At 73.4% G+C, this 13,652-nt stretch carries 11 protein-coding genes and 1 rRNA gene; 11 read left to right on the top strand and 1 reads right to left on the bottom strand.

Annotated elements, in window-relative coordinates; translation table 11 throughout:
• Positions 1 to 86 precede the first annotated feature (86 nt).
• A 5S ribosomal RNA gene (gene rrf, locus K5S26_RS10050) occupies positions 87 to 203 on the top strand.
• Between the two features lie 46 nt (positions 204 to 249).
• On the opposite strand, the gene K5S26_RS10045 is transcribed toward rrf, so the two are convergent.
• The gene (locus K5S26_RS10045) at positions 250 to 1,509 is read right to left on the bottom strand and encodes a hypothetical protein (protein ID WP_221858021.1); all 1,260 of its coding nucleotides are present in this window, start codon (positions 1,507 to 1,509) and stop codon (positions 250 to 252) included.
• On the opposite strand from K5S26_RS10045, the gene K5S26_RS10040 reads away from it, so the two are divergent.
• The 10 genes from K5S26_RS10040 to xerD all read left to right on the top strand — a co-directional run bounded on the left by K5S26_RS10040 (position 1,501) and on the right by xerD (position 13,620).
• Complete coding sequence (locus K5S26_RS10040) at positions 1,501 to 2,331, top strand: hypothetical protein (protein ID WP_308122885.1); 831 nt, start codon at positions 1,501 to 1,503, stop codon at positions 2,329 to 2,331. The two genes, K5S26_RS10045 and K5S26_RS10040, sit on opposite strands and share 9 nt — an antisense overlap.
• A complete protein-coding gene (locus K5S26_RS10035) occupies positions 2,315 to 3,352 on the top strand; it encodes an HAD-IIA family hydrolase (protein WP_221857853.1) in 1,038 nt (345 codons plus the stop codon). Before K5S26_RS10040 ends, K5S26_RS10035 begins: the two co-directional genes overlap by 17 nt.
• A gap of 126 nt (positions 3,353 to 3,478) precedes the next feature.
• Positions 3,479 to 3,655, top strand: coding sequence for a hypothetical protein (locus tag K5S26_RS10030; RefSeq protein ID WP_221857852.1), 177 nt, complete (start codon positions 3,479 to 3,481; stop codon positions 3,653 to 3,655).
• On the top strand, positions 3,652 to 4,449 hold the full coding sequence (locus K5S26_RS10025) for a TlyA family RNA methyltransferase (RefSeq protein ID WP_221857851.1): 798 nt from the start codon (positions 3,652 to 3,654) through the stop codon (positions 4,447 to 4,449). The genes K5S26_RS10030 and K5S26_RS10025 overlap by 4 nt, the downstream gene beginning before the upstream one ends.
• A 40-nt stretch (positions 4,450 to 4,489) precedes the next feature.
• Positions 4,490 to 5,521, top strand: a complete 1,032-nt coding sequence (locus K5S26_RS10020; protein ID WP_221857850.1) for an NAD kinase — start codon at positions 4,490 to 4,492, stop codon at positions 5,519 to 5,521.
• A 25-nt stretch (positions 5,522 to 5,546) separates the two neighbouring features.
• On the top strand, positions 5,547 to 7,238 hold the full coding sequence (gene recN / locus K5S26_RS10015) for a DNA repair protein RecN (protein ID WP_221857849.1): 1,692 nt from the start codon (positions 5,547 to 5,549) through the stop codon (positions 7,236 to 7,238).
• 43 nt (positions 7,239 to 7,281) lie between these two features.
• Complete coding sequence (locus K5S26_RS10010; protein WP_221857848.1) at positions 7,282 to 10,230, top strand: DUF2207 domain-containing protein; 2,949 nt, start codon at positions 7,282 to 7,284, stop codon at positions 10,228 to 10,230.
• A gap of 136 nt (positions 10,231 to 10,366) precedes the next feature.
• Entirely contained in the window at positions 10,367 to 12,052 is a 1,686-nt protein-coding gene (gene pyrG, locus K5S26_RS10005) for a CTP synthase (RefSeq protein ID WP_221858003.1), read from the top strand.
• Between the two features lies 1 nt (position 12,053).
• On the top strand, positions 12,054 to 12,677 hold the full coding sequence (locus tag K5S26_RS10000; protein ID WP_221857847.1) for an NUDIX domain-containing protein: 624 nt from the start codon (positions 12,054 to 12,056) through the stop codon (positions 12,675 to 12,677).
• Between the two features lie 40 nt (positions 12,678 to 12,717).
• A complete protein-coding gene (gene xerD / locus K5S26_RS09995; RefSeq protein ID WP_221857846.1) occupies positions 12,718 to 13,620 on the top strand; it encodes a site-specific tyrosine recombinase XerD in 903 nt (300 codons plus the stop codon).
• Positions 13,621 to 13,652 lie beyond the last annotated feature (32 nt).

Raw genomic sequence — 13,652 nt, 5'->3', positions numbered from 1 at the left:
CGTTCGCGTCCACTGAGTGGTTCTCGATGTACGGTCGAGAACACAACAGCATAGAGCTTTTGTTGTGACTGAAACATCAACAGTGTTTCGGCGGTCATAGCGAGAGGGAAACGCCCGGTCCCATTCCGAACCCGGAAGCTAAGCCTCTCAGCGCCGATGGTACTGCAGGGGGGACCCTGTGGGAGAGTAGGACACCGCCGGACTTCCTTTAGGTAGAGAGGCCACCCAATGTTGGGTGGCCTCTCTGCGTTAACACGGCAGTATGGAGGAGTGGACATGGCTGACCAGGACGGCGACCGCCCGGACCGGGACCGGCAGGACCGCGGCGAAGGCCACGGCGCTTCTCGAGGCCGTGACGACAGATCCGCCGATCGCCCCCGTCGGGACGGCGACCGGCCCCGCTCCTCGCGGGACGGCGACAGGCCGCGCCGCGACGGGGACCGGCCGTTCTCTTCTCGGGACGGTGGCGAGCAGCGGTCGTACCGCGGTGATCGTCCCCAGCGCGACGGAGATCGCCCGCGCTATGCCCGGGACAGTGAGCGTCCGCAGCGCGACGGCGACCGACAGGGCAGGGATGGCGACCGCCCGCGTTACTCGCGCGATGGGGAGCGACCGCAGCACCGCGATGGGGACCGGCCGTCGTACTCCCGGGACGGGCAGGGCCGCTCGTACGGCGCCGACCGCCCGCGTCGGGACGGTGAGCGTTCGGGTTACTCCCGCGATGGTGGGCGTCCGCAGCGCGATGGCGATCGTCCGCGTCGTGATGGCGACCGGCCCGGTTACTCGCGAGATGGTGGGCGTCCCCAGCGTGACGGCGATCGTCCGCGTCGTGATGGCGACCGGCCCGGCTATTCGCGCGACGGGGGCCGCTCGTACGGCGGCGATCGCCCGCGTCGTGATGGCGACCGGCCCGGATACTCGCGAGACGGTGGGCGTCCCCAGCGCGATGGAGAGCGTTCCGGCTATTCGCGCGAGGGGGGCCGCTCGTACGGCGGCGATCGTCCGCGTCGTGAGGGCGACCGGCCCGGGTACTCCCGTGACGGGGGGCGTCCGCAGCGTGACGGTGACCGCCCGCGTCGGGACGGCGAGCGTTCCGGCTACTCGCGCGATGGTCAGGCGCGTCCGTACCGCGGAGACCGCCCCTACGGCGGGGGAGACCGTCAGCAGCGTGACGAGCGTCCGCGGTACCAGCGAGACGGAGATCGGCCGCAGCGATCGGGTGACGACCGTCGCCCTCCGCGGGACGGCGACCGTCGCCGGTTCGACGACCGCGGGTGGGATTCGCGGGACCGCACCAACTCGCGCCCGCCGGAGTCCGCGCGCGTCAGGGACCCGGAGCTGCCGGAGGACATCACGGCCCGCGATCTCCCGTCGGCTGCGCGCAACGAGCTGAAGACCCTGAGCAAGGAGAACGCGGAGCGCGTCGCCCGACACCTCGCGTTCGTCGCGCAGACCCTCGATGAGGACCCGGCGCTGGCGCATGAGCACGCGCAGGCGGCGGTGCGGCATGCGGGACGCGTCGCGATCGCGCGCGAGACGCTGGCGATCACGGCCTACACGGTGGGCGACTTCGCGCTGGCGCTGCGAGAGCTGCGCACGCACCGGCGCATCACGGGGCGCGATGACCTGATCGCGCTCATCGTCGACAGCGAGCGCGGCATGGGACGCCCCGAGCGTGCCCTCGAGGAAGGCCGCGGCGTCGACCGCGCGGCGCTGCCCACGTCGGTGCGCGTGGAGCTCGCCGTGGCGATGTCGGGTGCACGCCTGGACCTGGGGGAGACGCAGCTCGCGCTGGTCGAGCTGGACATCCCGGAGCTCGACCCCGACCGTGCGTTCGAGTGGAGCCCCGGCCTATTCGCGGCGCGCGCCGCCGTGCTCGAGGACCTCGGCTCGGCGGATGAGGCGGCCCAGTGGCGCCGCCGCGCCGAGGTCGCCGCCGAGGCGCTGGGACATGCGGTCGATCAGGACGAGTTCGACGTGATCCAGATCGACGACGCGGACACCGAGGAACTGCCCGACGAGATCGAGACGGACGAGCCGGTCGGCGTCGACGAGCCGGACGAGGACTCGGAGCCGTCGACCGACGAGCCGGCACCGTCCGATGAGCCCGAGCCCGAGCCCGAGCCCGAGCCCGAGCCCGAGCCCGAGCCTGAGGTCTCGCCCGAGCCCGAGGCGATCCCCGAGGAGCAGGCGGGGGAGGAGTTCACCGTCGAGGACGAGGTCGCCGAGATCCTCGCCGAGGTCGATGCCGCCCCGGAGCCGGGCGAGGCCGACCCTGCCCCGGCGCAGGGGGAGAAGGACGAGGACCGTCCCGATGGCGCTCTTTTCTAAGCGCGAGAGCACGCCGCTCGACGGCGTGGACGTGGTGCTCGCCGACCTCGACGGCGTGGTCTACGCCGGCGCGGGAGCGATCCCGCACGCTGTCGAGAGCCTGAACCGCGCGGCGTCCGAGGGGCGCCGGCTCGGCTACATCACCAACAACGCCTCCCGCACCGACGCCACGGTCGCGGCGCACCTGGCCGAGCTCGGGCTGCGCACCAAGCCCGAGGAGGTCGTCACCAGTCCTCAGGCGGCGATGCGTCTGCTCTCCGACAGAGTGGCCGCCGGCTCGACCGTGCTGGTCGTGGGCGGCGAAGGGCTGGTCGTCGAGGTCGAGCGCGCCGGCTTCACCGTCACGCGCAGCGCCGACGACGACCCGGCGGCCGTCGTGCAGGGCTTCGCGCCCGACGTGTCCTGGACCCAGCTGGCGGAGGCGGCCTACGCGCTGCACACGCCGGAGGAGGAGGGCGGCATCCCCTGGATCGCCACCAACACCGACTGGACGATCCCGCAGGCCCGCGGCATCGCGCCGGGCAACGGAACGCTGGTGTCGGCCGTGCACACGGCGGTCGGCCGGCTCGCGACGGTGGCGGGGAAGCCGGAGGCTCCGATCTTCCATGAGGCAGTGGCGCGCTTCGGCGCCTCCTCGCCGTTGTTCATCGGCGACCGGCTCGACACCGACATCCTCGGCGCCAACCGCGCCGGCGTGCCGTCCGTCCTCGTCCTCACCGGCATCGACCGGCCGAAGCACGTGCTGGCGGCGCCGCCCGACTCGCGTCCGACCTACATCGTCACCGACCTGCGGGAGCTGTTCGAGCCGTATCCGGTCGCGAAGGTGAAGGGCGACACGGTCTGGGTGCGCGACGCGGCCGTGCGGATCGACGGGCCGGACGTGCAGATCGTGGCCGAGGGAGCGCCGATCGACCTGCTGCGCGCGTCCGCGAAGGCCATCTGGGACACCGGACGGCAGATCTTCGGCTTCCGGGTGCCCGAGCGCCTCTACGCGGACCCGTTCCGCGTCGCCCGCCGCTGAGCAGCGCCGCGCGCTCGCACCCTGCCCCGATCGGCTCAGGGCGGTGAGGAACCTGTCTTCACTCGCTGTCCTCGGCCGATCTGCCCATTCCCGGGAACGGGAGGGATCAGGACGTAACCTGGGACGGTGAGCGAGACGACGGACGACACGGGTGCCGAGGGCCTGGTGAGCCGGGTGCGCGTGATCGAGCAGCAGCCGCTCGCCGCCCGCGCCGAGGCCTATGCGAGCCTGCACGATGAGCTGGCGCGCCGGCTCGAGCAGGCCCCTTCGGATGCCGGCGGCGCCGCGCGCGGCGCCGGATGAGCAGCCGGCTCGACGCGGCTCTCGCCGCCCGCGGTCTCGCCCGCTCCCGCTCGCACGCCGCCTCGCTCATCGAGGAAGGCCGCGTGACGGTCGCGGGACGGGTGGCGGCCAAGGCGTCGATGAAGGTCGACGACGACACGCAGATCGCCGTGTCGGACGCCGACCACTACGTCAGCCGCGGCGCGCAGAAGCTGATCGGCGCGCTCGACGGTTTCGGCATCGCCGCCGCCGGTCGCGTCGCGCTCGACATGGGGGCGTCGACTGGCGGGTTCACGCAGGTGCTGCGCGAGCGCGGCGCGGAGCCCGTGATCGCGGTCGACGTCGGACACGGCCAGCTCGCGCTGCTCATTGCGCTCGACGCCGGGGTGCGCGCGGTCGAGGGGTTCAACGTGCGGCACATGACCGCGCAGACGCTCGTCGAGGCCAGCGGGGTCACGGAGGCGCCGTCCCTGATCGTCGGCGACCTGTCCTTCATCTCGTTGACGCACGTGCTGCCGGCCGTCGCGGAGGTCGCCTCCGGCGACGCCGACGTGGTGCTGCTGGTCAAGCCGCAGTTCGAGGTCGGCCGCACGCGTGTGCGCGGAGGCGTGGTCACCGACCCCGGCCTGCGTGCGGACGCCGTGATGGAGGTGCTGTTCACGGCGCACGACCTGGGGCTCGGCACGCTCGGCGTCCTGCCGTCCCCGCTCCGGGGCACGCACGGCAATGTCGAGGCGCTGATCCACATCGCGCCGGGCCGGGGGACGGATCCGACACAATGGAAGACCACGGTCGAGCGCTGCTGCGCCGGCTGAGCACCGCCGGACCGATGCACGACCACAGCGACGGAGGACGATGAATCGCAACGACAGTGCGAGCGGCTCGACGTCCGAGCGTGCCGCCTCGCGTCGCGAGCGGAAGATCCTGGTGGTCGCCCACGCGCACCGCGACGACACGGTGGACGCCGCCGTGCGGGTCGTCGGGCTGCTGCGCTCGGCCGGTGCGGTGCCCGTGCTCGCCCCGGACGACCGCGCCGAGCTGTCGGCGCTCGCACCGTCGCTCGCCGACGTCGCCGCGCTCGGCGAGGACGGCGGGGTCGACCTCGCCGACATCGACCTCGCGATCGTGCTCGGCGGAGACGGCACGATCCTGCGCGCCGCGGAGCTGGTGCGTTCCGGCACCGCGCCCGTGCTGGGCATCAACATGGGCCACGTCGGCTTCCTGGCCGAGATCGACCGCGACGCGATGGACGCCGCGGTGCAGCGGGCCGTCGAGGGCGACTACGCCGTCGAGGAGCGCCTGGCGCTCGAGGTGCGCGTCAAGGACCGGTCCGACCGCGTCGTCTACGAGACGTGGGCGCTCAACGAGGCGACCGTCGAGAAGGACAGCCGCGAGAAGATGATCGAGGTCGTCATCGAGATCGACCGGCGTCCGCTGTCCGCCTTCGGCGCCGACGGCGTGGTCATCGCGACGCCCACCGGCTCCACGGCCTACAACTTCTCGGCCGGCGGCCCGGTGATCTGGCCGTCCGTGCAGGCGATTGCCGTCGTGCCGCTGTCGGCGCACGCGCTGTTCGCGCGTCCGCTCGTCGTCGGCCCGGAGCACTCCGTCGCGGTGGAGGTGCTCGAGGGCGGGGCCGGTGCCTCCGGCGTGCTGTGGTGCGACGGCCGCCGCTCGCACCCGCTGCCACCGGGTGCGCGCGTCTCGGTGCGCCGTTCGCCCCAGCCCGTCCGCCTCGCCCGGCTGCACCCGGCCGCCTTCACCGATCGGCTCGTGCGCAAGTTCAAGCTGCCCGTGCAGGGATGGCGCGGCCCGGCCGACCCGACGGCGACCGGCGTGCTGGACGCGATCCCGGCCCCCGGCCCCTTCACGGAGCAGGGCGAATGACCGACCACGTCGCGGAGGCGACCACATGATCGAAGAGATGCGTCTGCGCGACCTCGGCGTCATCAGCGAGGCCGCCCTGCCGATGGGGGCGGGCTTCACCGCCATCACGGGCGAGACGGGCGCCGGCAAGACCATGGTGGTCACGGGCCTCGGCCTGCTGCTCGGTCAGCGGGCCGACTCCGGCGCCGTGCGGGCCGGCGCGCCGCAGGCCTCGGTCGAGGGCGTCTGGATCGTGCCCGAGGAGGGGCCGGTCGCCGAGCGCGTGCGCGAGGCGGGCGGCGACCTCGAGCCGATCGGCGGGGGACGCGCGGAGCTGTACCTGTCGCGCACGCTCGCGGCCGAGGGACGCAGCCGCGCGAGCGTCGGCGGCCGGGCCGCACCGGCCGGGGTGCTCGCCGAGCTCGCCGACGCGCTCGTGGTCGTCCACGGCCAGTCCGACCAGCTGCGGCTGAAGTCTGCGGCGGCGCAGCGCGACGCGCTCGACCGCTTCGCCGGCGAGCCGGTGCGCGACGCGCTCGCCGCGTACCGCGACGCCTACGACGGCTGGCGCGCGCTCGAGCAGGAGCTGTCGACGCTGGTCACCGACCGCGACGCCCGGGCCGCCGAGGCGCAGACCCTGCGGGCGACGCTCGACGAGATCGAGCAGGCGGCGCCCGAGGCCGGCGAGGACGTCGCCCTCGCCGAGCGCGCCGAGCGACTGGCGAACGCCGAGGAGCTGCGCGACGCCGCCGCTGTCGCCCGCGAGGCGCTCTCGAGCGAGGAGGACGCGGTCGACGTGTCGACGCTGCTCGCCGATGCCCGCCGCGCGCTGGAGCGGGCGTCCGACCCGGCGCTCGCCGCGCTGTCGGAGCAGCTCGCCGATCTCGGGTACCGCGCCGCCGACATCGCCGTCGAGCTGTCCGGCTTCCTGGCCGACCTCGACGAGAGCGGGCCGGCCGAGCTCGCCGGCGTGGAGGAGCGACGCGCGATCCTGAACGGCCTCGTGCGCGCGCACGGGTCGCTCGACGCCGCCATCGAGCTGCTGCAGACCGGATCCGCCCGGCTGGCGGAGCTGGACGACGACGGCGACCGCGTCGACCGGCTGCGCGCGCAGCTCGCCGAGGCGAGGCACGCGCTCGACGCCCACGCCGGCGCGCTCACCGCCGCCCGCACGCACGCCGCGGCGAGGCTCGCCGGGGCGGTGACGGAGGAACTGCACGCCCTCGCCATGCCCGATGCCCGTCTGCTGGTCGACGTGGTCCCGGGGGCAGAGTCGACGCACGGCCGCGACGACGTCTCGCTGCTGCTCGCGCCGCATCCGGGCGCCGAGCCCCGCCCCGTGTCGAAGGGCGCGTCGGGCGGCGAGCTCAGCCGCGTGATGCTCGCGATCGAGGTCGTGATCGCCGGCACCGACCCGGTCCCGACGTTCGTCTTCGACGAGGTCGACGCCGGCATCGGCGGCGCCGCCGCCATCGAGGTGGGACGACGCCTCGCGCGCCTCGCCGAGACGTCGCAGGTGATCGCCGTCACCCACCTGGCGCAGGTCGCCGCGTTCGCGGGCAACCACCTCAGCGTGGTCAAGGCGAACGACGGGTCGGTGACGTCGTCGAGCGTCACCCGCCTGGACGGCGGCGACCGCGAGGCCGAGATGGCGCGGCTGCTGTCGGGCCTGGCCGACTCGGACGCGGCACTGACCCACGCTCGCGAGCTGCTGCAGCTCGGCACTGCCCGCGTATGAGGGCTGCGGGCCTGAGGGCCGCGGGCGTGACGGGCGCGGGAGCATGACCGACGCGCGGGACGGCGACCCGACGGCGACCCCGCCGGCGGAGGCCGTCGCGATCCCGCCTCGCCGCCAGACGCCGCTGTACCGCTGGCTTTCGGTGTGGCTGCTGCGCACCGAGGCGCGGGCTCGGGCCCGAGGCTCGAAGCGCTCCCGCCGCGCGGCGAGGATCACATGGGGCGTGGTCGCGGCGCTCGGCGTGCTGCTGCTGTTCGGCCCCGTGATCAACGCCCCGATGGGGTTCGACGACTACATCGATGCGGCGGAGTCGGGCACGGAGACGTGGATCGCGCGCAGCTTCGAGGCCGACTACACCGTCTCGCGCGAGGAGGACGGCCACCTCGCGATCGAGGTCGAGGAGCGGATCACCGCCCTCTTCCCCGAGGACGTGGACGAGTCGTCCGTCGAGCGGGTGCTGGTGGGCGAGTACGAGGGCCACGACCTGGACGTCGCGCTGGTCTCCGCCGAGCTCGACGGCGCGGCGGTCGACGCGGAGGTGCGCCGGAGCGCCACGCGCACCGAGCTGCGGGTGGACGCGGGGGAGCGCCTGACCGGCGACCACGACGTGGTGCTGCGCTACACGCTGCGCGACGCCGCCGCCGACACGTTCGACGAGTCGACGCGGGCGTGGACGCAGATGCTGGAGTGGGACGCGTTCGGCCCGGACTGGGCGCACGGCTCCGCGTCGACGACCGTGACGGTGACCATGCCGCGCGACCTCGTCGACGCGTACGCTCGGCAGCCGCGCGGCGGCGTGGAGTGGCTGCTCGCCGCCGACAGCACCGCGCTCGAACCGGACAGCGAGACCGCCGACACCGTCACCTACGAGCTCACGAACGACCAGACGCTACCTCCGCACTCGTCGTTCTGGTTCCGGTTCCACTTCGCGCCGGGCACATTCGAGATGCCCGCGCCGACCGCCCTGTACTGGGTGATGGTGGTCGGCCCCTTCGTGCCGCTGCTGTTGGCCGCGCTCGCGCTGCTGCTCGCGCTCGCCGCCCGCGCCGTGGCCTGGGGGGATGCGCGCGGCAGGGCCTGGTACGTCGCGCAGTCGGATCCGCCGAAGGGCGTCTCGCCGTCGATCGCCGCACGGCTCTGGCGCTCCATCGGCACCGCCCCGCTCGTGCGCGCGCTCGCCGCGTACCAGGAGGCGACGGCGGGCGCGGCCGAGACGGAGCGGAAGGCCCCGCGCTGGCGGCGGAAGGGCAAGGGCGGGCGAGCCGTCGACAGCTCCGGCGGCGCGCAGGCGGCCGCACGACCGAAGGACGCCCGGCGCGCGCTGGCACGTGAGCTGCACCGCGCGGGGAGGCTCGGCAACTGGCCCCACGCGTGGACCCACTACCTGGGCGCGCCGGCCTGGTCGGAGACGTTCCGGCTGAAGCTGCGTCGCGTGCCCCACGGCTTCGTGCGCGACAACTTCGTCGGCGCCGCCCTCGCGCTGCCCGTCGTGCAGCTGGGGCTCGCCCGGCAGCTCTCGCACCAGTTCCCGCTCAGCGTCTACTGGTGGCCGGTCGCCGCCGTCGCGGTGGCGATCCTGCTCGGAGCCCTCGTGCTGGTCATCGCGCTCACCGCTCGACCCCTGACGCGTCCCGGCGCGTTCGTGCGCGAGCACCTCCTGGGAGTGCGGCTGTTCGCCGAGCGCACGCAGCTGGCCGAGCGCGGCACGCTCGCCGACCCGCTGCTGCCGTACGCGGTCATGTTCTCGCGGCCCCGGCGCGCGGCCGCGATCGTCGCCCGGGCGATGGACGACGCGGGTGTGGCCCGCGACGTCAAAGCCGATCCCGCGTTCCTGAGCGGGGGACGCATCGCGCTGCGGGTCGGCTCGGCGGTGCTGGTCGTCGGGGCGTTCCTCGTGGCCGCCCTCGTGCCCTCGCCCACCGTCCGCCCCGAGATGGACGCCGTCTTCCTGGGCGACGTCCCCGGCAGCTACGGCATGTTCGTGCGGGAGTTCGCCGCGGACGCCCGCCTCGACCGATCCGACGAGGGGCTCGCGCTCGCCGTCGAGGAGCGCCTGCAGGTGACCGTCGCCGACGGCGGCCGGTACGTCAGGCAGGTCACCCGCCAGTGGACCGACCGGCCCGACGGGCAGGACCAGGGTCTCGTCGTCGAGAGCGTGACGGTGGACGGCGAGGAGGTGCCGTTCGAGACGAGCCGGCTGCAGGGGAAGCTCTTGATGAGCACCACGCTGCAGGATGACTGGCCGGGCGAGCACGAGGTCGTCATCGCCTACCGGCTGGAGACGCCCGCTGTACGGACGTTCGCCGACGGCGCGTGGCACGACGAGCTGCGCTGGACGGCGATCGACCCGGACTGGTCGTTCGGCTGGGACGGACTGCTCGAACTGGGCGGCGACACGATCGAGGTCGAGGACGTGGCCGTGTCGCTCACGATGCCGGCGGACCTCGCCGAGCAGGCGGCGGGTATCGGCGCGCTCGATCACCGCCGCAACGACGACGTCTCGGTGCGAGAGCCCGATGCCGTCCAGCGCGACGGTGAAGACGTGACCTACCGGCTCCACCCCGAGCCTGACGACGACGCGCGCTACCTCGGGCTGCAGCTGCTGTTCCCGGAGGGCTCGGTCGTGGACGCGGAACGCACCGGCTGGGTGCTCTGGGCCGGCTGGCGCGCGTTCCCGATCGTCCTGACGATGGCGATCGGCCTGACGGCGCTCGCCGCGGCGCTCGTCGGGATCCGGCGCGGACGGAGCCTCCCGCAGGGGGCGCGACGCGACGCCGCGCGCTGGCTGGCGCCCGCCGCCACCGTGGCCCAGCTGCCGGTGTTCGTGTGGACGACGGCCGACTGGAGCGGCGACGAGCCGTGGTTCGCGCCGATGGGGATCCTGTTCCTCGTGAACGTCGTCGCGGCGATCTGGTCGCTCGTCGCGACGCGCCGTGCCGCGAACGCGCCCGCAGCGCGCACCGGCCGTTCGCGGTCGAAGCCCCGGCCATGACACGATATGCCGAAGCGCACGGCCCGGCGCGACGAGCGCGGCACCCCGCCGCATGCCGTCCGGCGGTCGGGCGCGGTCTCCACGGGCGTGCCGCACGGCTCGCTCGAAGCTGCGACTGTTAGGATCGAAGCCCGTGATGCAGACTCCTGGCGCGGGACCCAAGAACGACACGACCAAGCAGATCTTCGTGACGGGTGGTGTCGTCTCCTCGCTCGGCAAGGGCCTCACCGCGGCGAGCCTCGGCAATCTGCTGACGGCCCGCGGACTGCACGTCGTGATGCAGAAGCTCGACCCGTATCTGAACGTCGACCCGGGCACGATGAACCCGTTCCAGCACGGCGAGGTGTTCGTCACGGACGACGGCGCCGAGACCGATCTCGACATCGGCCACTACGAGCGGTTCCTCGACGTCAACCTCAGCCAGGCGGCGAACGTCACCACCGGTCAGATCTACTCGCAGGTGATCGCCAAGGAGCGTCGCGGCGAGTACCTCGGCGACACGGTGCAGGTGATCCCGCACATCACCGACGAGATCAAGCGGCGCATGCGCCTGCAGGCCGAGGCCGACCCGAAGCCCGACGTCATCATCACCGAGGTCGGCGGCACCGTCGGCGACATCGAGTCGCAGCCCTTCCTCGAGGCCGCGCGTCAGCTGCGCCACGAGCTCGGTCGCGACAACGTGTTCTTCGTCCACGTGTCGCTCGTGCCGTTCATGGGCGCGTCGGGGGAGCAGAAGACCAAGCCGACCCAGCACTCCGTCGCGGCGCTCCGCCAGCTCGGCATCCAGCCCGACGCGCTCGTGCTGCGCAGCGACCGCCCCGTGAGCGAGTCGAACCGCAACAAGATCGCGCTGATGTGCGACGTCGACGTCGAGGGCGTCATCAACACGGTCGACCTGCCGAGCATCTACGACATCCCCTCGACCCTGAACGATCAGGGCCTCGACGCGTACATCGTGCGCCGCCTCGGGCTGACCGCCGGCGACGTGGACTGGACGCGCTGGAACACGGTGCTGACCGCCGTGCACAACCCGAAGCTCGAGGTCACGGTCGGCCTCGTCGGCAAGTACATCGACCTGCCCGACGCCTACCTGTCGGTGACCGAGGCGCTCAAGGCCGGCGGCTTCGCGCACGAGGTGAAGGTCAACATCCGCTGGATCCCCTCGGACACGTGCGAGACGCCGGAGGGCGCGGCCAAGCAGCTGGCCGACGTCGACGCGATCTGCGTGCCGGGCGGCTTCGGCATCCGCGGCATCGAGGGCAAGCTCGGCGCGCTGCGCTTCGCCCGTGAGCAGGGCATCCCCGCGCTCGGCCTCTGCCTCGGCCTGCAGTGCATGGTCATCGAGTACGCCCGACACGTCGCCGGCATCGAGGACGCGTCGTCGAGCGAGTTCGACCCGGAGACGTCGGCCCCGGTCATCGCGACGATGGCCGAGCAGGTCGACATCATCGCCGGCGGCGACCTGGGCGGCACGATGCGCCTGGGTCTGTACCCCGCGAAGCTCGCCGACGGATCGATCGTGGCCGAGGCGTACGGGCAGACCGAGGTGCAGGAGCGCCACCGTCACCGCTACGAGGTGAACAACGCGTACCGCGAGCAGATCGCCGACGCCGGCATGGTCTTCTCGGGGATCAACCCCGACCTGAACCTGGTCGAGTTCGTCGAGCTGCCGCGCGACGTGCACCCGTACTACGTCGCCACGCAGGCGCACCCCGAGCTGCGCTCGCGCCCCACCGACCCGCACCCGCTGTTCCGCGGGCTCGTCGGCGCCGCCGTCGAGCGCCACCGGGCGAGCGAGCTGTTCGAGGTCGAGAGCGCCTGACATGCCCTCGCACGCTGCGCACATCCAAGAAGAGCACATCCAAGAAGAGCACATCCGGGACGAGCCGTTCGAGGTCGAGGTGCTCGACTCGCGTCTCGCCTTCGAGGGGCACGTCTGGGACGTGCGCGAGGACCGCTTCCGCTACAACGACCACGAGCTGGTGCGTCACTACGTCGCGCACACCGGCGCCGCGGCGGTCGTCGCGCTGGACGACGACGACCGGGTGCTGCTGATCCAGCAGTACCGGCATCCCATCCGTGCGCGCGACTGGGAGATCCCGGCCGGCCTGCTCGACGTCGAGGGCGAGGATCCGCTCGAGGCCGCCCAGCGCGAGCTCGCCGAGGAGGTCGACCTCGTCGCCGACCACTGGGAGAAGCTCGCCCGCATGGCGCCGACTCCCGGCGGCAGCGACGAGGTGATCCACCTGTACCTGGCCACCGGCCTCTCGGACGCTCCCGAGGCGTTCGACCGGGACGGCGAGGAGGCGGACATCCGGCTGGCGTGGGTGCCGATCGAGGAGGCCGTCTCGGCGGTGCTGGGCGGCGAGGTCGCCAACGGCGCGATGATGCTCGGCGTCATGCTCGCCGCCGAGAGGGTGCGGCGACGGGCGGACGCCGCGGCGTGATGCGGCGCCCGATCGCGCACCTGGAGCAGCGGAGCCCGCGATGAGGCTGGAGCGCGCGCTCGACGCGTACCTGCGGCATGTCACGATCGAGCGCGGGCTCTCCGACCACACCGTCGCGGCCTACCGCCGCGACCTCGTCGGCTATCTGGAGTGGCTCGACGAGCGCGGCGTCGTCGAGACCCAGGACGTGACCCCGGCGGTCATCGCCGCGTTCGGCGCGGAGCGTGCCTCCGCGGAGCCGCCGCCCGCGGCGTCGTCGCTCGCGCGCCTGCAGTCGTCGGTGCGGGGCCTGCACCGCTTCCTCGCACGCGAGGGCATCGCCGACGCCGACCCCTCGCAGCGGCTGCGGCCGCCGAAACAGGCCCGCCGCCTGCCGAAGGCGCTCACCGTCGACCAGGTGGAGCGGCTGCTCGCGGCCCCCTCGGGGGAGGACCCGATCGGCATCCGCGACCGGGCGCTGCTCGAGCTGCTCTACGCCACGGGCGCCCGTGTGTCGGAGGCCGTGCAGCTCGACGTCGACGACGTCCAGACCGGCGACGTGCTGCGGCTGCGCGGCAAGGGCGACAAGGAGCGGATCGTGCCGGTCGGCTCGTACGCCCGTGCGGCGCTCGACGCGTATCTGACGCGGGTGCGCCCCGATCTTGCGACGCGCGGCAGGGCGACGCCGCGGCTGTTCCTCGGCGCACGCGGGGCGCCGCTGTCGCGCCAGAGCGCCTGGCTCGTGATCCAGGCCGCCGCCGAGAAGGCCCAGATCGAGGCGCACGTGTCGCCGCACACGCTGCGCCACTCGTTCGCGACCCATCTGCTGCAGGGCGGCGCCGACGTGCGCGTGGTGCAGGAGCTGCTGGGCCACGCGTCGGTCGCGACCACCCAGATCTACACGCACGTCACGGTCGACACCCTGCGCGACGTGTACGTCACCAGCCACCCCCGGGCGCGCTGAGCCGGGGCGCCCGCCGCGCTCGACCGACCACC

The sequence above is a fragment of the Microbacterium marinilacus genome, from assembly GCF_019753765.1.
Taxonomy (GTDB): domain Bacteria; phylum Actinomycetota; class Actinomycetes; order Actinomycetales; family Microbacteriaceae; genus Microbacterium; species Microbacterium marinilacus.
This window is presented reverse-complemented; position numbering and strand designations above follow the sequence as displayed.

Bases quoted from the DNA above. Each gene is read 5' to 3' on its own strand.
- recN (WP_221857849.1), top strand. From the start codon at position 5,547: ATGATCGAAGAGATGCGTCTGCGCGACCTCGGCGTCATCAGCGAGGCC.
- K5S26_RS10010 (WP_221857848.1), top strand. From the start codon at position 7,282: ATGACCGACGCGCGGGACGGCGACCCGACGGCGACCCCGCCGGCGGAG.
- pyrG (WP_221858003.1), top strand. From the start codon at position 10,367: ATGCAGACTCCTGGCGCGGGACCCAAGAACGACACGACCAAGCAGATC.
- K5S26_RS10035 (WP_221857853.1), top strand. From the start codon at position 2,315: ATGGCGCTCTTTTCTAAGCGCGAGAGCACGCCGCTCGACGGCGTGGAC.
- K5S26_RS10045 (WP_221858021.1), bottom strand. From the start codon at position 1,509: ATGCCGCACCGCCGCCTGCGCGTGCTCATGCGCCAGCGCCGGGTCCTC.
- xerD (WP_221857846.1), top strand. From the start codon at position 12,718: ATGAGGCTGGAGCGCGCGCTCGACGCGTACCTGCGGCATGTCACGATC.
- K5S26_RS10000 (WP_221857847.1), top strand. From the start codon at position 12,054: ATGCCCTCGCACGCTGCGCACATCCAAGAAGAGCACATCCAAGAAGAG.
- K5S26_RS10020 (WP_221857850.1), top strand. From the start codon at position 4,490: ATGAATCGCAACGACAGTGCGAGCGGCTCGACGTCCGAGCGTGCCGCC.
- K5S26_RS10025 (WP_221857851.1), top strand. From the start codon at position 3,652: ATGAGCAGCCGGCTCGACGCGGCTCTCGCCGCCCGCGGTCTCGCCCGC.